Annotated in this window: 19 protein-coding genes; 5 read left to right on the top strand and 14 right to left on the bottom strand. The window is 57.6% G+C overall.

Going from position 1 to position 18,537, the window contains the following annotated elements; genetic code table 11:
• The first annotated feature begins 125 nt into the window (after positions 1–125).
• Positions 126–2,021 (top strand): flagellar hook-associated protein FlgK, encoded by a 1,896-nt coding sequence (gene flgK, locus HUS66_RS04310; protein WP_175069715.1) that lies wholly within the window; start codon positions 126–128, stop codon positions 2,019–2,021.
• Positions 2,022–2,039: 18 nt separating this feature from the next.
• Entirely contained in the window at positions 2,040–3,284 is a 1,245-nt protein-coding gene (gene flgL, locus HUS66_RS04305) for a flagellar hook-associated protein FlgL (protein ID WP_175069714.1), read from the top strand.
• A 218-nt stretch (positions 3,285–3,502) separates the two neighbouring features.
• Here flgL and fliR read toward each other — a convergent pair whose 3' ends face one another.
• From fliR to fliF, 13 genes are all read right to left on the bottom strand, one after another.
• A complete protein-coding gene (gene fliR / locus HUS66_RS04300) occupies positions 3,503–4,285 on the bottom strand; it encodes a flagellar biosynthetic protein FliR (RefSeq protein ID WP_175069713.1) in 783 nt (260 codons plus the stop codon).
• 4 nt (positions 4,286–4,289) lie between these two features.
• Positions 4,290–4,559 carry a flagellar biosynthesis protein FliQ gene (fliQ, locus tag HUS66_RS04295; RefSeq protein WP_092524835.1) on the bottom strand — a complete coding sequence of 90 codons (270 nt, stop codon included), beginning with the start codon at positions 4,557–4,559 and terminating at the stop codon, positions 4,290–4,292.
• 85 nt (positions 4,560–4,644) lie between these two features.
• Positions 4,645–5,424: a flagellar type III secretion system pore protein FliP gene (gene fliP, locus HUS66_RS04290; protein WP_175069712.1), complete on the bottom strand. Its 780-nt coding sequence runs from the start codon at positions 5,422–5,424 to the stop codon at positions 4,645–4,647.
• Positions 5,421–5,900: a flagellar biosynthetic protein FliO gene (fliO, locus tag HUS66_RS04285; RefSeq protein WP_175069711.1), complete on the bottom strand. Its 480-nt coding sequence runs from the start codon at positions 5,898–5,900 to the stop codon at positions 5,421–5,423. The genes fliP and fliO overlap by 4 nt, the downstream gene beginning before the upstream one ends.
• On the bottom strand, positions 5,897–6,436 hold the full coding sequence (gene fliN, locus HUS66_RS04280) for a flagellar motor switch protein FliN (protein WP_175069710.1): 540 nt from the start codon (positions 6,434–6,436) through the stop codon (positions 5,897–5,899). Before fliN ends, fliO begins: the two co-directional genes overlap by 4 nt.
• Positions 6,429–7,475, bottom strand: a complete 1,047-nt coding sequence (fliM, locus tag HUS66_RS04275) for a flagellar motor switch protein FliM (RefSeq protein WP_175069709.1) — start codon at positions 7,473–7,475, stop codon at positions 6,429–6,431. The genes fliN and fliM overlap by 8 nt, the downstream gene beginning before the upstream one ends.
• A gap of 19 nt (positions 7,476–7,494) precedes the next feature.
• A complete protein-coding gene (fliL, locus tag HUS66_RS04270) occupies positions 7,495–7,974 on the bottom strand; it encodes a flagellar basal body-associated protein FliL (protein WP_175069708.1) in 480 nt (159 codons plus the stop codon).
• 182 nt (positions 7,975–8,156) lie between these two features.
• The gene (locus HUS66_RS17625; protein ID WP_217487897.1) at positions 8,157–9,569 is read right to left on the bottom strand and encodes a flagellar hook-length control protein FliK; all 1,413 of its coding nucleotides are present in this window, start codon (positions 9,567–9,569) and stop codon (positions 8,157–8,159) included.
• Between the two features lie 8 nt (positions 9,570–9,577).
• A complete protein-coding gene (fliJ, locus tag HUS66_RS04260; protein ID WP_112053450.1) occupies positions 9,578–10,036 on the bottom strand; it encodes a flagellar export protein FliJ in 459 nt (152 codons plus the stop codon).
• Complete coding sequence (gene fliI / locus HUS66_RS04255; RefSeq protein ID WP_175069707.1) at positions 10,033–11,427, bottom strand: flagellar protein export ATPase FliI; 1,395 nt, start codon at positions 11,425–11,427, stop codon at positions 10,033–10,035. The genes fliJ and fliI overlap by 4 nt, the downstream gene beginning before the upstream one ends.
• Positions 11,424–12,197: a flagellar assembly protein FliH gene (gene fliH, locus HUS66_RS04250; protein ID WP_175069706.1), complete on the bottom strand. Its 774-nt coding sequence runs from the start codon at positions 12,195–12,197 to the stop codon at positions 11,424–11,426. The genes fliI and fliH overlap by 4 nt, the downstream gene beginning before the upstream one ends.
• The gene (fliG, locus tag HUS66_RS04245) at positions 12,190–13,197 is read right to left on the bottom strand and encodes a flagellar motor switch protein FliG (RefSeq protein WP_175069705.1); all 1,008 of its coding nucleotides are present in this window, start codon (positions 13,195–13,197) and stop codon (positions 12,190–12,192) included. Before fliG ends, fliH begins: the two co-directional genes overlap by 8 nt.
• A complete protein-coding gene (fliF, locus tag HUS66_RS04240; RefSeq protein ID WP_175069704.1) occupies positions 13,190–14,977 on the bottom strand; it encodes a flagellar basal-body MS-ring/collar protein FliF in 1,788 nt (595 codons plus the stop codon). Before fliF ends, fliG begins: the two co-directional genes overlap by 8 nt.
• 354 nt (positions 14,978–15,331) lie before the next feature.
• On the opposite strand from fliF, the gene fliE reads away from it, so the two are divergent.
• A complete protein-coding gene (fliE, locus tag HUS66_RS04235; RefSeq protein ID WP_112053603.1) occupies positions 15,332–15,661 on the top strand; it encodes a flagellar hook-basal body complex protein FliE in 330 nt (109 codons plus the stop codon).
• A gap of 242 nt (positions 15,662–15,903) precedes the next feature.
• On the opposite strand, the gene HUS66_RS04230 is transcribed toward fliE, so the two are convergent.
• Positions 15,904–16,338, bottom strand: a complete 435-nt coding sequence (locus tag HUS66_RS04230) for a flagellar protein FlaG (protein ID WP_340162738.1) — start codon at positions 16,336–16,338, stop codon at positions 15,904–15,906.
• A 135-nt stretch (positions 16,339–16,473) separates the two neighbouring features.
• Between HUS66_RS04230 and HUS66_RS04225 the strand changes: the two genes are divergently transcribed.
• Together HUS66_RS04225 and HUS66_RS04220 are read left to right on the top strand one after the other, a co-directional pair.
• Positions 16,474–17,346, top strand: coding sequence for a motility protein A (locus HUS66_RS04225; RefSeq protein WP_175069703.1), 873 nt, complete (start codon positions 16,474–16,476; stop codon positions 17,344–17,346).
• Positions 17,339–18,406 carry an OmpA/MotB family protein gene (locus HUS66_RS04220; protein WP_175069702.1) on the top strand — a complete coding sequence of 356 codons (1,068 nt, stop codon included), beginning with the start codon at positions 17,339–17,341 and terminating at the stop codon, positions 18,404–18,406. The genes HUS66_RS04225 and HUS66_RS04220 overlap by 8 nt, the downstream gene beginning before the upstream one ends.
• Positions 18,407–18,537 lie beyond the last annotated feature (131 nt).

Here is an 18,537-nt window from a genome sequence, read left to right as displayed (position 1 = left end):
TTGGTATGAAGAGTCAGCGAGCGCAGCTAGTTTTCGTACCAAGCCTGGCACGATTGCGCTGCGCCACTATCAAGTCTGCGGGCCTCCGGCCGATATGTTGATTATTGATGTAAAGGATTCCCGTCATGAGCATGTTTACTATCGGCCTCAGCGGCCTGAATGCCGCGCAGAATGCCCTGAACACCACCAGTAACAACATCAGCAATGTCTATACACCGGGCTACAATCGGGAACTGACGATCCTCACCGAGGGTAATACCTCGGGTGGTGTCAAAGTTAGCGATATCCAGCGTCAGTTCGATCGCTATGTGGCCGATCAGCTCAATGATGCGACCAGTACGTCGTCCGCTTTGGAAACGTACCAGACTCAAGTCAGTCAGATCGATAACCTGCTGGCTGACGACGGGGCCGGGCTCTCACCGCTGATGCAGGATTTCTTCTCGGCAATGAGCGACCTATCGGGTTCACCTTCGGACCCTGCTGCCCGGCAGGGTGTGCTGGGATCAGCCGATACCTTGAGTGCCCAAGTGCGATCCTTCGATGCTTATCTCCAGGATATGCAAACGGGGATCAATGCCAAGATCGGTGATGAAGTCACGCAGATCAATAACACCTCCAAGCAGCTTGCGTCTCTCAATCGCGAAATCGTGCTCGCCGAAGCCAAGACCGGTGAAGCTCCAAACAGCTTGCTCAATCAGCGCGACAAGCTGGTAAACGATCTGAGCGAACGACTGAATATCAAGCTCAATATTCAGGACGGCGGCACCTATAACGTGACCCTGTCGAATGGTCAGCCGTTGGTTGCCGGTACCAACAACTTCCAGCTGGAGGCCATCAGCTCCAATGCCGATCCCCAGCGCACCGTGGTGGGCTACCAGGATTCCGGTGGTAATATGGTAGAACTCAATGAGAACCGTATCACCGGTGGCAGTCTCGGTGGCCTGCTGAACTTCCGTAGCGAAACGCTGGATAAGACCCAGAACCAGATCGGTCAGCTCGCGGTATCACTTGTCTCGGGGTTCAATGAGCAGCATGCGGCCGGTATTGATCTCGATGGCGACGTCGGCGGGTCTTTCTTCAGCATCGGTTCACCACGTGCCTATGCGCATTCGGACAATGAAGGTACTGCCGATGTCGCTTCCACGACCTTTGGCGACACCTCCAACCTGCTTGCTACCGACTACGAGATCCGAGTCGAGAATGGCACGCCGACGGCGGCTGAAGACTTCACCATCACCCGTAAAGATTCGGGTGCGGAACTTGCCGCAGGCAGTGACTTTACTTTCAACGGCAGCGATGAGCTGACGTTCGGAGGGGTGGCCATTACCTTCGACTCAGGGTCTCTGCAGCAGGGAGATCGTTTTGAAGTGCAGCCGGTGCGCCGAGCGGGCCGTGACATGCAGACCGAAATTAGCGATCTGGACAAGATTGCGGCGGGCAGCATATTGAACGGTGATACAGAGGCCGTAGCGTCCATCAAGGGCGAGCCTGGTAACGCGCTTGCGTCGGGCAATGCTCCCTGGTCGCTTAGCATCAGCGACGCCGGTGGCGGCAGTTTCGATATCGTGGCCACCCCTGACACCGGCGCATCTCAGAACTTCAGCGTACAGCCTGGCGACGAGATAACCCTTGATGGCGTGGCACTGACCTTCGGCAATCTGGCGGATGGTCAAACGCTAAGCCTGGGCCTGAATGGTGCCGGTACCGGCGACAATCGTAATGCGATTGCACTACAGGACTTGCAGGGCAGTGAATTGGTGACTGGTTCTGCGACGCTGAATGAGTCTTATGCGTCGATGGTCAGTGATGTAGGTAATCGCACGAATATCGTGCAGGTAAACCTAGAGGCGCAGAACGGCTTAACCGAACAGTTGCGCGGTGTTCAGCAGTCGGAGTCCGGGGTCAACCTCGATGAAGAAGCGGCTAACCTGATTCGTTACCAGCAGTATTACCAAGCCAATTCCAAGGTCATTCAGACCGCTTCTACCGTGTTCGACACCATTCTCGGCCTGCGGACCTGATCATAGGAGTTTCGAATCATGCGTATCAGTACCGTGACAATGTTTGAGCAGGGCGCGGGTAGTCTGAACCGGCAACAGAGTCAGTTTATCGACGTCGGCCAGCAGATTGCCAGTGGGCGCCGGGTAGTTAATCCCTCGGATGACCCCCAGGCGGCCTCACAGGCAGTGGGTGTGTCCCAGTCACTGTCGGTTACCGAGCAATATACCGATTCTCGGGTCAGCGCACGTAATTCGCTTTCACAAGAGGAAAGTGTGCTCAATAGTGTTAGCCAGGCGATCAGTAGTGCCAAGACACTGCTGGTGCAGGCAGCCAATGGCACACTGAGCGATGCCGACAGGCAATCTGCGGCCAGTGAGTTGGAAGGCATCTATAACACCATGCTCGGTCAGGCTAATGCCACGGATGGCAACGGGGCTTATCTGTTCGGTGGCTATCAGGATGACGCCCCGCCTTTCGTGCAAAACAATAGTGGTGATGTGACTTATATCGGAGACAGCGCTAATCGTGAGGAGCGTATCGACTCGTCACGTCTCATGCCCGTATCGGATAGTGGCGATGCCATCTTTAACAGCGTACCCAGCGGTGCCGGTTACGTAGCCACCGCAGCACGCGATACAGCGGGCGATGGCAACGTGACCTTCTCGGGTCCGAACCGTCTTGACTCCTCGGTTCCTGGATATGGGGAAGACGCCTACCAAATCAACTTTCTCGATGACAGTAGCTATCAGGTCGTGACCACTGCGCCTGATGGCACGACTACCACTGGACCCACGGAGAGTTATGTCAGTGGAGAAAGCATTGAGCTCGGTGGTGGTGCCTTGTCGATCACTTTAGACGGTACGCCTGACGCCGCTGGTGGAGATAGCATCAAGGTAAATCCTGCCGATGGTTCAGACGCTAATCAGGATGTCTTTGCAACCCTCAAGTCGGCTATCGATGTCCTGAAGACACCCGTTGATGGCGATCCTGGCCTTAAGGCGGACCAGCAAAACACAATCAATACTTCGATGCGTGAGCTGGATAACAGCCTTGATAATGTGCTCACTACCCGCGCTTCCGTTGGTGCCCGTCTCAACGAGCTGGATGTGGTCGATCAGGTCAGCAGTAATCGCAAGCTGAGCTACGAGCAGACGCGGTCGGACCTGGTCGATCTGGACTATGTCGAGGCGATCTCTGAGTATAGCCTGCGCCAAGTGGGCTTACAGGCAGCCCAAAAATCATTTGCGAATATTCAGGGCATGTCACTCTTTGATCAGATCTGACGCTTATCAAGGCGATTAGCCAGCGTGAAAGGATAATGGCATGAGAAGTAACGTGGCTGGTAGGTCGTTCCCGATCTCAAAAGGCCTGTAATACGAAGCTTTTCTAGGGTTCTGTTTACCAGAACGGTTTGACCCTAAAGCAGCTGCTCATAAAGCCCTCTGTCGTCTTTTCTTTAGGCAGAGGGCTTTTTTGGTACGTGGTCAGTCTGATTACCTACCTAGAGCGTCATGGCTGTCACTAGACTGCGCATAAAGCCAAGCCCAATTGCAAAGAGGTTTTCTAAATAGCGCTCCAAGTCGGTCATCAGCACCATCAGCAGGAACACGCCAGCTGTGAGTGACATGGGAAAGCCGATCGAGAAGACGGTGAGCTGTGGGGCCGAGCGGTTGAGGATGCCGAGCGACAGGTTAATGATTAAAAGGGCTGAAACGACAGGTAGCGCCAGCTTCAAACCTAATACGAAGATAGTGTTACCAAAGCGTGCCAGCAGTTCAAAGGCATCTAGGTTCACACCAGAGCCGATAGGCAAAGTGCTGAAGCTATTGACCAGGATCTCCAGGGCGACCAGGTGGCCATTCATGGCCAGAAACATCAGCAGTGTGATCATGTAGAGCACACGTGCCAGAATCATGGTGTTGGTGCCGGTATCTGGAGAGAAGAAAGTAGCGAAGCCCAGCCCCATCTGCAGTGCTATGAAGTCGCCGGCCGCCTGAACGGTGGCAAAGATGACGTGCATGACCACACCCATGGCGGCACCGATCACTACCTGCTCGATCATGATGCCAAGCCCAGCCCACGACATGATCGGGGCGTCGGGCATGGGGGGGAGGGTAGGGGTGATGGCCACACAGATTAACGCCGTAAGGCCAATCTTTACCTGGCGGGGGGCGCTGGAGTGGCCCCAGAGTGGTGACGCCATTACGAAGGCAGAAAGGCGCATGAAAGGCCACAGGAAGGCGACTAGCCAGCCATGCAGTTGGTCAAAGGTGACTTCGACCATGGTCCTAGCTGACCATGAGGGGGATATTTTGAATTAGCTCACGCGTGAAGCCTATGATCAGTTTGAGCAGCCAGGGGCCAAGCAGTACCAACATGCCGAATACCCCGAGTATCTTCGGGATAAAGGAAAGCGTCATTTCGTTGATCTGGGTGGCCGCTTGAAAAAGACTGACCAGCAAACCGATCAGCAGTGCTGTCAGCAGCAGTGGGGCGGCCATGAACAGGGTCACGCGCATGCCCTGATAGGCCATGCTCATTACCATCTCTGGGCTCATGGACGTTTCTCCTTACCACTTGGACGTTAAAAGACAGACGCATCGCCCGTGCGCTTTGCCTGATGCAATGGTGTCGATGTCAGTGTCATAAATAAAAGCTCTGCGCCAGTGAGCCCATCAACAGTTGCCAGCCATCGACCAGCACGAACAGCATCAGCTTGAAAGGCAGGGAAATCGTTGCAGGGGGGACCATCATCATGCCCAGCGCCATCAGCACACTGGCAACAACTAGGTCGATGATCAGAAAGGGGATGAACAGCGTGAAACCAATCTGAAAAGCGGTTTTTAGTTCACTGGTGACGAAAGACGGCAGCAATACCCGCATCGGTACGTCTTCGGGGCCTTGCATGGGGCCTATGTCGGCCAGGCGCGCAAAGAGAGCCAGGTCAGGTTCGCGGGTCTGGCCCATCATGAACTCACGCAACGGCTGACTTGCCAGCTCAAAGAAGCGTGGAAAGGCGATGTCATCATTGGCCATGGGGATCCAGGCCGTCTGGTAAATATCGTTGAGCACCGGTGACATGACGAAGAATGTCAGGAAAAGGGCGAGCCCGAGCAAGACCTGATTGGGCGGTGCAGACTGAGTGCCCATGGCGGTGCGCAACAAGCCTAAAACGATAATGATACGCGTGAAGCAGGTCATCATCAGCAAGGCGGCCGGCAGAAAGGCCATGCTGCTGAGAAGCAGCAATGTTTGCAGCTTGATGGACCATTGCTGTCCGCCGTCCCCGGTAGGACGCGATACAATGCCGGGAAGCGATTGCGCCGCAGCCGTCTCGGGTAGCAGAGCCGCTAATAGCGCTATGATCACCAGGCCGAGGGGCAGGATACAGGCGGAGATTCTAGAACCGGAAAGTGGCTTCATGAGTCTTTCCGTCCGTTGTCTCGCTGGTTCTTCAGCATGGCGCCGGTATTATGCCGCAAGGCGATAGCAAAGCGTTCGGCGAAGCCTTTGCCGTTATCCTCGGTTCCCGAAGGGTGGGATGTAGAAGCAGCATCAGGCTCAGGCGCCTCGAGGTCATGCAGCTTGTTGACCTGGCCACCGCCTACGCCAAGCACTAACCAGGTGCCTTCAACCTCGACGATGACCACACGTTCACGCTGACCGACGGCCGCCGAACTGACGACCTTGATGCGTTGGCCGGCACGCAAACTGCGGGGGCCTATCCGACGTACCAGGCGGCTTCCCAGCAAGATCACACCGATAATCAGGGCGAGGACCAGTCCGACCTTGCCGATAACGGCAAGCCCGATCAGGCTATCGCTGCCGCTAGCAAGGGTATCGATTCCAGCCGACGACATATCGGCCGCGGCGCCGGTGGTGGATGCTGACGAGCTCATCGATTCAGTTTCTGTACCCGCTCCGAAGGCGTAATGATCTCCGTGATGCGAATGCCATATTTGTCGTCTACCACCACGACCTCGCCCTGAGCAATCAGATAACCGTTGATCAGGATATCCATGGGTTCGCCGGCGAGACCATCCAGCTCGATCACGGAGCCCTGTGCAAGCTCGAGCAGTTGCTTGATGGTGATCTTGGTCCGGCCAAGCTCCACGCTCAGTTTGACCGGGATATCCATGATCATATCAAGATCGCGAGCCGTGCCACTGTCGGCTCCGTCACCTAGCTGTCGGAAGACCTGACTACCCGCCGAGGTCGCCTCTTTTCCTTCGCCTGCCTCTTGGCCCGCTTCTTGACCTTTAGCATCACCCTGGTCACTGGCTTCGGCAGCATCCTGTTCTGCGAGTGCTGCCGCCCACGGATCATCTTCGGCCGACTGTTCGTTACCCGAAGCAGTGGCATCTTCTTGCTCGGCCATAGCGTCGGCCCAATCATCGGGGATGGAGTTCTGATCGGGTTTGTTCGGGTCACTCATCGTTACTTTCCTTGGATGTCTCGGATCCCTTGATGAAGGTATCCGGGGTGTTGCCGGACATTGAGGCGTGATCGATCATGCGCAGCACGCGCAGTGCTCGTTGTTCCTTCTGACTGCCGTACTCACACTCCATGACCGGAACTCCATCGACGCTGGCGCCCACGGTCTGGGGAAGCTCGATTGGCAGCACATCGCCAACCTGCAGGCTCATAACGCGGGAAATGCGCGCTGGGATATCGACAAATTCGGCAACCAACTCGACTTCGGAGTGGCGGATCTCACCTGCCATTCGCTTGGTCCAGGTCTTGTCCCCGCTACCGAAGCTATCGTTTTGCGGATTGGTGAGAATATCCCTGAGCGGTTCGATCATCGAATAGGGCATGCAAATCTGGAAGTCGCTTGCCAGATTGCCCACCTCAAGATGAAAAGTGGTGTTGACCACGATCTCGTTAGGAGAATTGGTGATATTGGCAAACTTCGCTTGAATCTCGGAGCGCATATAGCTGATCTCAAGCGGATATACCGATCTCCAAGCCTCCTGATAGGCTTCAATGGCCAGATTGAGAATCCGCTGAATGATGCGCTGTTCGGTATTGGTAAACTCACGCCCTTCGGATTTTGTGACGAAGCGACCGTCACCCCCGAAAAGGTTGTCGACGACCATGAACACCAGGCTGGGTGGGAATACCACCAGGGCCGAGCCGCGCAGTGGCTTCATGGTGATCATGTTGATATTGGTCGGGACGGGTACGTTGCGAGTGAAATCGCTGTAGCTCTGGTAGCGTACTGAGTCGACAGTGATATCGGCGCTGCGTCGGATCAGGTTGAAGAGGCTCATGCGGAAGTGCCGCGCAAAGCGTTCATTGATGATATCCAGGGCATGCAGGCGCTCGCGGATCACCCGGTGCTGGTTGGCCGGGTCGAAGGGTTTTACCCGCGATTCATTGCCAGCGGCGTCCGAGGAGCTTTCCTCTTCTCCGCTTACGCCCTTTAGCAGAGCGTCGATTTCTTCCTGCGATAGCAGATCATCTTGAGACATGGCGCTTGGGCACTATGAGTTATTGCACAATAAAATCGGTGAACAGCACATCACTGATCGCCAGCTCGGGTTGTGGATCGGTCAAGGGGACATCGAACAGGCTCAAGACTTCAGCCGACAGACGGGTTTTGCCGTCTGGAGAGGTCAATTCCTCGACGCTTTGATCGGCAAACAGCATCAGCATTCGACTGCGTACCTGGGGCATGTGGTTGACCAGCAGGTCGCGTGTTGTCTCATCGTCGACCTGCAGCGTCAGGCCTATATACAGGAAACGGTTGCCGTAGTCGTCGCCACTGATGTTGACAGTGAAGGGATCAATTTTGACGAAAATGGGGTCGGGAGCCGTCACGGGCTCAGGTTCGGCATTTTCGGCGGCTTGTGCCTGGCTACCCGTATCCATCAGAAGGTAGACACCAGCTGCCGTCGCGGATGACACAAGAACCATCAGCAACACGACCAGAAGCCATTTTTTCCCTGAAGAGGTCGAAGATTTTGCCATTTATTCCGCCATTGTCGTAGTTGATGCCCTTTGGCTAGGGAGTATGCGGGCTAAAGAGATAAAACGGTGGCGCGAATAGGCCACCGTAAAGCACTCAACTCACGATTTTGTCACTGGTCACTCATTTACCAGCTGGAGAAGACGAGACGATGTGGAACTGGCCACGCAGGCGTATATTGCCGTCACGCATACAGATCCACGCGCCCATCTATCAGGCTGGTGGCTGATGGGCTCAGCATTGAGCGCGGGTCCACCCCACCTTCATCATTTTCACCGATGATGCCAGTTCCCTGTGACTGACGACCCGCAAGGCCCTGTTCCTGGGAATGCTGGCCGGATGCCTGGTGTCCTACCGAGGTGTCGCCAAGGGTGATGCCCTGCTGTGCCAGTGCTTCTCTCAGTTGAGGAATGGCTTGCTCAAGGGCGTTGCGAACCTGGGCGTGAGCCGACAGGAACTGGGCTTGGGCACCACCATGTTCCGCGACTTTGAGACTGACGGACAGGGGGCCTAGGTCGGCAGGGTGAAGCTTTAACTCCATCTGCTGGTCACCGCGCTGGGTCATGCCAAGCAGTTGCTGGCCCAGTTGCTGCTGCCATTGCTGACTGGCGACCGGGGCGGTCAAGGCCCCGCTGCCGACCTGGGCCTGGGCAGATGTGCTGACGGATGCCGAGTTGGCCCCTGCACCGGCCATGCCGCTAAGACGGTCTCCAGATGAAAGCGCCGCCAGCATATCCGAGCTAGCGGATGAAGGCGTGAAGGCGGCGCTGCGAGCATCGGCGCCATCTGCCATCAGGGCGGCTGCCGCGCTATCCGAGGTGACGATTCCTGGCATGCTTTGACGGTTGGCAGCGGTCGCGGCGGAATCACCGACTGCCTGGGCCATCGCATTACGGTTGAGCCAATCTGCTGCATTGAGTGCAGGCTGACTGAGAGTCGTCTGATCTCGGCGGCCGTCACCATTCGCCGCGGCTTGGCCTGCCAGCGCTAATTTGTTGCCATTACTGGAACTGCCAGCCTGGTCGATGAGATTCATTCGCGCGGCAATCACGGACAGGCCCAGGGGGCCATCCTTGATGTCGGTGCTTGGCGTCGCATCAGGTGCGATGCCGCTCGCTACGGATGGGTCGGTTCCATCCGTGTCGACGTCACTCACCCAGGTCTGAGAGCTATCCGGGTCTGAAGTCGGGCTCTGCTGGCCGTTGTTTGGCAATGACTCAAGTGCTGACAGGACCTTGCTCAGGTCTTGGGCAGCTTTCTCGCCCAGAGGCTCACCATCGAGAAGGGCGGCCAGTGCCTCTCGTTGTGAAGCGCTGAGGGCATCCTGAGCAGGGGATTGCTGAAGTTGGTCTTTCAAGGCACTTAGCTGCTCTGGACTCAGCGCCGCAACCGCTTGCTTAAGGCGCGCTAGCGATGTGTCTTGCGATGCCGGCAAGGCCTGAGGCGAGGAAGCGTCCTGTTTGCCGTCGGCGCGGGTCTGGCGTTGAGACAGCAGCGCCCCAAAGTCCTGAGTGGTGCCTTGCTGTGCCCCGTTGGCCTGCCGCCCAGTGGCTTTGCTCGAGGATGAAGGGGCTGACATTACGTCCATGATATCCATGTAATCTCCTAGAGGCCCCGATCATCGGGTGTGCGACGCAACAGGCTATTGCTGCTCATTTCATCGTTGTGGCGTTGTTCCTGGCGTTGCTCTAGACGCCGCGCCTTTTCCTGGCGGCGATTCGCCAAGGTATCGTAGGACGTCAAGCGCTTCTGCTCTTCCCGCCAATGCTGCTGACAGCCTTCGACACGTTGCGAGTGATCCTCGAGCGCCGCGCGAGCTCGGTCTACGGCGGCATCGAGGGAGGCCAGGAACTGCTGATAGTTGTGCAGCGTCGCCGGGTCTATGCCGTTATGCATGGCATTCTGCAGACGAGTGGCGTACTCAAGCCGGTAGCGTCGCAGGGTGTCCAATTGTGTCGCAGCCTGCTGCTGGGAGCGTCGTTCGTTGGCCAGCGTCTGGCCGGCTGCATCTCGAGCCTCTCTGGCCAGCTCTGTCAGGGTATCGAGCGGTAAGGATGCACTCATCTTCCACCTCCAACGATAGCCGATAAGGACTGCTTGGCTTCTGCCACGTCGGTACGTTCTTCAATTTGCTGCTGCAGGAAGTGTTCCAGGTGTGGGAATAGCTGAACTGCCTGATCAAGCTGTGGGTCATGACCGGGGCTATAAGCGCCAACGCTGATCAGGTCGCGGTTGCGCTGATAGCGTGAAAAATGCTGCTTGAAAAGCCGTGCCTGCTGCTGCTGTGCATGATCCGTGATGGCCCCCATCGCGCGACTGATCGATGCTTCGATGTCGATAGCGGGGTAGTGGCCTGATTCGGCTAGCGCGCGTGACAGCACGATATGGCCATCCAAGATGGCACGCGCCGAATCGGCGATAGGGTCTTGTTGATCATCGCCTTCGGTCAAGACCGTATAAAAGGCAGTGATCGATCCGCCACCCTTTTCGCCATTGCCTGCACGCTCGACCAGCCCGGGCAGTTTGGCGAACACCGAAGCGGGATAGCCTTTGGTCGCGGGGGGCTCACCGATCGCCAAGGCAATTTCACGCTGTGCCATGGCATAGCGTGTCAGCGAGTCCATGATCAGCAGCACATTCTTGCCTTCATCGCGAAAGCCTTCTGCAAGGCGAGTGGCATAGGAGGCACCCTGCAGACGTTGCAGAGGAGAAGTGTCGGCAGGCGCCGCCACGACCACGGACCGCTTGCGCCCTTCTTCACCGAGGATGTTGTCGATGAAATCTTGTACCTCTCGGCCACGTTCGCCAATCAGCCCCACGACAATCACGTCGGCCTTGGTGTAACGGGCCATCATCCCAAGCAGCACCGACTTGCCGACGCCTGAGCCGGCAAAAAGCCCCATACGCTGACCGCGGCCAACGCTTAATAGCGCATTGATGGCGCGGATGCCGACATCGATCTGTTTCTCTATCGGCGCACGTGCCAGCGGGTTCAGTGGCGGCGTGGCCAGTGGTGCATGGGGAACGTCCTGTAATGATCTTGCACCGTCTAGAGGCTTGCCGTTGCCATCGACGACTCGTCCGAGCAAGGATGCCCCCAACGGGAAACGCCGGGCAGTTTGTGCTCCGCCATCGCCGAGAGGAAGGACGCGGGCACCTGGCGTCAGGCCGCTGATCTCGGCGAGAGGCATCAGGAACAGTTTTTCGCCGGAAAAACCCACTACCTCGGCTTCGGCGTAGCGCGCCTTGGCATGGGTGCTGTCCGCACTCAGCTCGATACGACAGGCGCTTCCCAGCGGCACCCGAAGCCCTACGGCTTCGAGCACCAGCCCCGTCGCACGAGTGATCCGGCCGCTGGCCCGGTAGCTAGGCAATGCTTCAACGCGCGCCATGACCCGGTCGAGGGTTTCTCGCCAGTGGGTCTGGTGTGTGGTCGCGCGCTCGGCGGCATTCATGCTTTGGTCTCCTGGTCTTGCTCTTGCTCTTGCTCTTGCTCTTGAGAGACTGCTGAGTGAGCAGGTAACCGGTGGCGTACCTGGTCAGAGATGGCCTCGAAGCGCGATTCCCAACTGGCATCCAGTTCGCCGCTCTGGCTCGTGACCCTACATCCACCACGGCTGAGCTGGTCGTCCGGTTGTAGCTGCCAGCCTGCACTTTCGATCTCGTGGCCAAGCTGCTCTTCCACGATGGTCATATCCTCTGGATGCAACCAGAGTCTTGGCTTACCGGACAGCGCCGGCTCGACATGAATCAGTTCACGCACAATGTCCAGAATCTGCTCGGGGCTTGCCTTGAGGGCATCCCCCGCCAGTTGACGTCCCGTCGCAATGGCCAGGTTGACCAGCGCATCGGCGATCTCGTCATCCAGTTGGGCAATGGCTTCGCCGAAACGGGCAGCGAGTGGTTGCAGAGGGGCAATGGTGTCTTGCGTCTTCTGGCGTAATTCTTCTTCGCCTTTAGCGCGGCCTTGTTTCAGCCCCTCTTCGTGTCCTTCCTTGCGCCCTGCTTCGAAGCCATCCTGGTAGCCTTTATCGCGTGCTTCGTCGTGTATCCGCTGCCGTTCGGCCTCAAGAGCCGCCTGATGCTCCTGAGCGCGACGCCGGATTCTGGCTTGGCGCTCCAGGTCGGCAGGATGTGCAGCAGGAGCGCTGCGTGCACGTTCCTTGAGCTCGTCCATTTGCCAGGGGCGCCATTGGTCATTCCAGCGGCCGTCAGGATCAGACATAGCTGTCGTCTCCTCCGCTCAGTACCACTTCGCCGCTATCGGCGAGGCGCCTGACGACTTGCAGAATGGACTTCTGTTCGGCTTCTACCTGGGACAGGCGAATCGGGCCACGCGCTTCCATGTCTTCACGCAGCAGCTGGGCAGCTCGCTGCGACATGTTGCGCATGAATTTCTCCATCAGGGTGTCTGGCGCCCCCTTCAGTGCCACCACCAGGGAGTTGGTCTCGATCTCCTTGAGCAGCATCTGAATGCCGCGGTCGTCGATATCTTCCAGGTTCTCGAACAGGAACATTTCGTCGATGATGCGCTGAGCAAGGTCTTCGCTGTGAGCCCGTACGGTTTCGATAACGGTCTCTTCCTGGCTGGAGTTCATCAGGTTGAGGATCTCGGCGGCCGTTCTTACGCCGCCCATCTTGCTGCGCTTGAGGTTCTGACCGTCCAGCATGTTGCCAAGTACTTCGGTCAGTTCCTGCAGTGCTGCCGGCTGCACGCCGCTGAAAGTGGCGATGCGCAGGACCACATCATTACGCAATTTGTCATCGAGCAGCTCCAGAATATCGGCGGCCTGGTTGCGCTCCAGATGCACAAGGATGGTGGCAATGATCTGCGGATGTTCGTCGCGAATCATTTCGCACACGACCGAGGCTTCCATCAGGTTCAGTGCATCTATGCCAGAGCTCGCGCCCTTGGATTCGAGTACATCCTCGATCAGGCTCGTTGCGCGCTCGCTGCCCAGTGCCTTGGTCAGGACGGAGCGGATATGATCGCTGGAGTTGACGTTGATAGAGGCGTATTCGTCGATCTCCCGACGGAACTCATTGAGTACCACACGCATATCTTCATGTGAGATCTGGCCGAGTTCAGCCATCTGCTGACTGATGTTCTGGACCTCTTGCGCCGAATAAAACTTGAAGACCTCGGCGGCACTGTCTTCATCCAGTGACAACATCAGGATGGCGCTTTTACGGGCGCCACTGAGCTTGCTCGCGTCTTTACTCATCTTTGTTCATCCAGCTGCGTGCGATCATCGCGACCATGCGGGGATCTTCCTGCGCCATCTCACGAAGATCTTGAAGGTTTTGCTCGTAGGTCGCGGACTTGCGCGGTCGTCTGGGCGCTGTATAGGTCTCCGCCGGGCCTTCATCGCCTGCGACACTGTTGGCATTACTTTCATCACCGTCCTGGCCGACCGAGGTGCTGATGGTCTGGCCGGAGCTAGACACCTGGCCGGCACCAGGCAGGCTTGGCTGCTCGGTATAGCGCTTGATCAGCGGGCGCAGTATCAAGAGATACAGCAGCAGGATGGCAAGACCCACCAGCAGGTAGCGTCCCAGCTTGAAGGCCATTTGCTGGACGTCAGACTGTTGCCACCACGCCAGTTCGACCGTGTTGTCATCCTGGCCAGTGAACGGGCTGTTGACGATTTCGATCGCATCGCCACGGCCTTGCGAGAAACCGATGGCTTGTCGCACCAGGCGCTCTATTTGGGCGATCTCGGCATCGTCCAGCGCGACCATTTCCATCTGGCCTTCGTCATTCATCTGCTCGCGGTAGTTGACCACGACCGCGGCGGTCAGGCGTTCGATATCACCGCGCTGATACTGGATATGGGTAACGTTACGATCGACTTCGTAATTGATGACGTTGTCTTGACTCAAGCGACTTGGCGGTTCGCCGCCATCGTCTTCACCATTGCCGTTGGCGCCATCGTTTCCGCCAGCACCGGCATCCGCGTTGGCCTGATCGATCGGCGAGGCGGCAGCGCCCGGTGGCGTATTGGTGAGTGCCCCAGGCACCCCTTGAGCTAGCTCATTACCACCCGAATAGGTGCCACTGACCTGTGAACTTCTGATGGCGGCTTGATTGGGGTCCTGGTTGGGGCCATAGCGTTCAGCCGTTTCCTCACGACGTGAGAAATCGACCTGCGCGGTCACCTGAGCATGGATGTTCTGGTCGCCCAGAATGGGCTTGAGAATGTTTTCTATGCGCCGCTGGTAAGAGTTTTCTACCTCGGCGACGTAATCCAGCTGCGTGCCGTTGAGACCGCTACTGGCCCCGTCCGGTTGTGAAAGCAGGCGACCGTTCTGATCGACAACGGTCACATTTTCTAAAGCCAGATCAGGAACGCTGCTGGACACCATGTGAGTGATGGCGTTGATCTGCCCCTCACCCAAGACCCTGCCGGGCTGCAGGGTCAAAACGACGGACGCCTTGGCGGGTTTTTCTTCGCGAACGAATACCGAAGGTTGGGCCATTGCTAAATGGATGCGGGCCTTGGATACGGGGCCCAGGGCTTCCATTGAGCTTGCGAGTTCGCCTTCCAACCCGCGCTGGAAATTGACCTGTTCGGCAAATTGACTGATGCCGAAGGCCTGGTCGTCCATGATCTCGAAGCCGACATTGCCGCCCTGGGGAAGCCCTTGCTCGGCCAGTTGGAGGCGCAACGTGTTGACTTTGTCGCTCGGCACCAGCAAGGCACTGCCCCCAGCAGCAAACTGATAGGGCACCTGGCGGCTGTCGAGTTCGTTGATGATGCGGCCACCGTCTGCTTCGCTCAAATTGCTATAAAGCACCCGGTAGTCCGGTGATTGAGCCCACATCAGCAGGGCGATCACTATCGCAATCACCGCCGCCAGTGCAATCAGCAGTGGCAACATGGGGTTGCGCTTCAATTGATCCTTGATTCGATCGAAAGCTGGTTGTGCCGCCCCGCGCTGTGCGCTGGCAGAGGACGCATTGCCCTGGCGTGCAGAATCGGTGGCCGTGGCCCCGTTGCTCATGAAAGCCTCCGGCAGCGATCGGCAGTGCGTGTCGTGATGTGCTCAAAGGTGTGGGCAGAAGACATGTCAACATCCGTTCATCGCGGGTGTCCGTCCCGAGTCGGGCGGTACTAGTTCGGGCAGTGCTACGTCTAATCAGTACTGTTTCCGTCGGTACTGCTTCCATCAGGACCGTGTCTGCCAGCGCAAGTGGGTCAGTGCCGTTTTGGTTAGTACTGTGATGAACGCTATTATCCTTAGCTGCGGCAACGACAAAGGTCAGAAAAGCCTGCGGTTTTGTCGCCAATTGGCTGAATGGGGTGCCAAGAGTTCCTGCTAGGCTTCACCCACTACTCCCACGATGAGGCTAAGCCCATGAGTTCTCCTTCGATTCAGTCGGCGCTCCAGCAGATGCAGAGCCTTTCCGCTCAGGCCAGCGGCGAGCAGCTCAAGGGGCAGTCCGTGTCCACATCGGTAGGGCAGGGGGGCTTTGCCGATGAGCTCAGCTCATCGCTGCAGCGCATCAACGAGATGCAGCAGACGGCGGCCGGCCAGCGCACCGCCTTCCTGTCAGGGGACAGCGATGTCGCTTTGAATGACGTGATGGTCGACATGCAGAAAGCCAGTGTGGCGTTCGAAATGGGCGTGCAGGTTCGCAACCGCCTCGTTACCGCCTATAAGGACGTGATGAATATGCAGGTCTAGTAAGGCCTGCTGGCATGACGTGCGGTAGACCCGAGGTTTGACGTTGTAGGCGTAGATGCCCGTCTTGCAGCGAACATTTCTGACGGGCTAATTCCTGACGGGCTATTTCCCGACTGGCTGGGGGCTTTGGCCATTCCAGCATCGCAGGCCTTACTTGCCATGCCGAGGGCCAGCAAGCCCTTTGGTCGCAGCATCCAGAAGCCAGAACCAGGAAGTTGACGCTTGGGGCTTATATAGCCTGCTCAAGCTTCGAAGCTGATCAGGCGGCCTTGAAGCTCGTCAAGCTGCTTCGCGATTCGCAGCACTTCTTCTGATGGGATCTGGCGAATGACGTCACCGCTGACGCGATCGACGATTCGCGTTACCACACGAGACGGATGTTCATCGAGCGAAAACTCGATCCCATAACTGCGCATGACCTCGTTGATACGCTGGATAGGCGCAACGAGTTCGCCTGCACCTGGCGAGCCGGTGACGGCAGACGAACTTGCCGTTGAGGCACCACGCCCATCAGCGGCGGATTCGCCGGCTGCTGGCAATTGCGCAAGAGCGCTGTCGATGCGTTGCCGTGGCGTGAGCTCTTGGAGCGCCGGCATTGCATGCAGAGTGCCTGATTCATTGATCGGTGATGTCATGCTGGTGAGCCCTTCATGTACTGAGGTTGTTTTTTTACTCAACGACAGTTATCGACGGCCCATGCAGAAACTTTAGCGAGCCCAGGCGGGCACCTGTAGGGCAAGTACGCTGCCAGCCATGCCACGCTCTCCCGGTTTTCCTTTTCCTTATCAGCGACCCAGGCGGATATCCAGATCATGAACCCCTCCACACTGATTGGTATTGCAGCCAGCTTGATGATGCTGGCAAGTGTGCTACTGCTGAGTGCCCAGGCACCCTCGAGCTTTATCAACCTACCAGGGCTTGCCATCGTGCTGACCGGCACGCTGGCCGCCACTTTTATTAGTTATCCCCTGCGTGAGGTGGTGCGGGTCGTGCGGCTGGTCGGGCTGGTATTCCGTCGCGAGAACAGCCGCGTTGAAGAAGACCTTCAAGAGCTGGTGGGGCTGGCAAAGCTATGGTTTTCTGGCGATGTACGAGGGGTCGAGAAAAGGCTGGACAGCTTACGCAACCCTTTCATGCGCACCGGTATTCAGTTGGTGATCGACAATACCCGGGAAGAAGAAATCATTGACTTGCTGAGCTGGCGGATCGCCCGCCTAAAAGCCCGCGAGCGAGCCGAAGCACAGATCTTTCGCACCATGGCGCTTTATGCGCCGGCCTTCGGCATGATTGGCACCCTGGTCGGGCTGGTCAATATGCTGGAGGGGATGGATGCCGCACAGATTGGCGTTATCGGTGAGCGCATGGCCGTAGCACTGCTGACGACCTTTTACGGCATCGTGTTGGCAAACCTGGTTTTCAAGCCGATCGCCGTGAAGCTCGAGCGTCGCACGGAAGAGCGCCTGATCGCCATGAATATGATTCTCGAAGGCGTATCGTTAATGTCGCGCCGGCGTTTGCCGTCGTTCATTGAAGAGACCCTCAAGTCGTTAATGGCCAACCATCGCGACGAGCTTCGTGATGAGTTGAGTGATGAACCCGATAGCGCCTCGGGTGGTCAGGTAACCAGCGGAAAACCACGCCGACGGTTGCCCAAGATGATGAGAAAGGCCCGCCATAATGCGTGAGGTAAAACAGGGGCGAACTGGCAAGCACGATATTCTCGACGACGCCGGCCCCGAGGACACCAGCGGTGTCTGGATGCTCAGCTACATCGATGTCATGACGCTGCTGGTTGCCCTGTTTGCCCTGCTATTGGCGGTCGCCGCCGCAAACAGCGCCGACGAGCCAAATGAGCAGCTGTCGGATGGACCCTTAGCCGAACAAGTCTCTTCTGGAGCTATTGTCGTGGCGCTAGGTATTGGCAACGGATCGCCCACCTTCCTTCCAGGTGACGCGCCGCGCGTCCAGACCGAGGGCGCGCTGATGTTAGCCGGTGCCATCCAGGCCTGGCAGCAGCCCGCGGTGGACGGAATGGCTGCCTCTCAGTCCGAGACACAGGTCACGACTCGCGAGCCCTTGGCTCTGGCAGAACATCTGCCGACTCCGGTCAAACAGATCGACCCCTCTGGTGCCCTGGCACTTCTTCCGTCGTATGGCACTGCCAAAGAGTTTGCTCCTCCGCCCTCGGTGATGCTCGATCAGCGCCTTGATCTAGCGGCGCTCGGTGATATGAAAGTCGTCGTCACCCCGGCTGCACCCGCCAACACGGTCCGCTTATCGCCTGAGGCGGTAGCGTCCGCGAGAGACCTTAGCGATGCCATTGATTCGCAGCTCGCCGATGCCAAGGTGTTGCCAAGCCTGGAAGGCGTGGAAGTCTCCAGTGTTTCGGAAGGCATTAATCTGCGCATCCAGGACCGGCTGGTCTTTGAATCGGCCGCGGCGGACCTGACCGAGATTGGGGAGGATGTCGTCAATCGGCTGGTAAGTATCATTCAGCGCTACGACGGCACCGTGTCGGTGGAGGGCCATACCGACAGCCGCGACATCGCCACCGAGCGCTTTCCGTCCAACTGGGAGCTATCTTCAGCCCGCGCTACGGCGATACTTCGTCAGCTGCAGGCGGCTGGCGTCGACGCTAAACGGCTAAGAGCAATCGGCTATGGCGATACCCGGCCGCTGGAAGGCAACGATACACCAGAAGGGCGTTCGGCCAACCGGCGCGTGGAAGTGATCGTGCATTTGTAGGCTGTGCAGTGATCTTTTTGCGGGCTTAGGGCGTCAACGATGACTGATGTTGGAGCAGTGGGCGTACTGCACTAGCGGCTAACAAGCCGGCCTCCAATTGGAGGCCGATAAGGTGCCGTTATGATACGCGG

The sequence above is a fragment of the Onishia taeanensis genome (assembly GCF_013349955.1).
In the GTDB taxonomy this organism is placed as follows: Bacteria; Pseudomonadota; Gammaproteobacteria; order Pseudomonadales; family Halomonadaceae; genus Onishia; species Onishia taeanensis_B.
Note: the sequence above shows the minus strand (reverse complement) of the source record. Positions and strands in the feature narration are given on the sequence as shown.

Excerpts from the sequence above, each read along its gene's own strand:
- HUS66_RS04220 (WP_175069702.1), top strand. The coding sequence starts at position 17,339 with ATGCGTGAGGTAAAACAGGGGCGAACTGGCAAGCACGATATTCTCGAC.
- HUS66_RS04225 (WP_175069703.1), top strand. The coding sequence starts at position 16,474 with ATGAACCCCTCCACACTGATTGGTATTGCAGCCAGCTTGATGATGCTG.
- fliH (WP_175069706.1), bottom strand. The coding sequence starts at position 12,197 with ATGTCTGATCCTGACGGCCGCTGGAATGACCAATGGCGCCCCTGGCAA.
- fliP (WP_175069712.1), bottom strand. The coding sequence starts at position 5,424 with ATGAAGCCACTTTCCGGTTCTAGAATCTCCGCCTGTATCCTGCCCCTC.
- flgL (WP_175069714.1), top strand. The coding sequence starts at position 2,040 with ATGCGTATCAGTACCGTGACAATGTTTGAGCAGGGCGCGGGTAGTCTG.
- fliO (WP_175069711.1), bottom strand. The coding sequence starts at position 5,900 with ATGAGCTCGTCAGCATCCACCACCGGCGCCGCGGCCGATATGTCGTCG.
- fliR (WP_175069713.1), bottom strand. The coding sequence starts at position 4,285 with ATGGTCGAAGTCACCTTTGACCAACTGCATGGCTGGCTAGTCGCCTTC.
- fliG (WP_175069705.1), bottom strand. The coding sequence starts at position 13,197 with ATGAGTAAAGACGCGAGCAAGCTCAGTGGCGCCCGTAAAAGCGCCATC.
- fliI (WP_175069707.1), bottom strand. The coding sequence starts at position 11,427 with ATGAATGCCGCCGAGCGCGCGACCACACACCAGACCCACTGGCGAGAA.
- fliM (WP_175069709.1), bottom strand. The coding sequence starts at position 7,475 with ATGTCTCAAGATGATCTGCTATCGCAGGAAGAAATCGACGCTCTGCTA.
- fliF (WP_175069704.1), bottom strand. The coding sequence starts at position 14,977 with ATGAGCAACGGGGCCACGGCCACCGATTCTGCACGCCAGGGCAATGCG.
- fliE (WP_112053603.1), top strand. The coding sequence starts at position 15,332 with ATGAGTTCTCCTTCGATTCAGTCGGCGCTCCAGCAGATGCAGAGCCTT.
- flgK (WP_175069715.1), top strand. The coding sequence starts at position 126 with ATGAGCATGTTTACTATCGGCCTCAGCGGCCTGAATGCCGCGCAGAAT.
- fliJ (WP_112053450.1), bottom strand. The coding sequence starts at position 10,036 with ATGAGTGCATCCTTACCGCTCGATACCCTGACAGAGCTGGCCAGAGAG.
- HUS66_RS17625 (WP_217487897.1), bottom strand. The coding sequence starts at position 9,569 with ATGGATATCATGGACGTAATGTCAGCCCCTTCATCCTCGAGCAAAGCC.
- fliN (WP_175069710.1), bottom strand. The coding sequence starts at position 6,436 with ATGAGTGACCCGAACAAACCCGATCAGAACTCCATCCCCGATGATTGG.
- fliQ (WP_092524835.1), bottom strand. The coding sequence starts at position 4,559 with ATGAGCCCAGAGATGGTAATGAGCATGGCCTATCAGGGCATGCGCGTG.
- fliL (WP_175069708.1), bottom strand. The coding sequence starts at position 7,974 with ATGGCAAAATCTTCGACCTCTTCAGGGAAAAAATGGCTTCTGGTCGTG.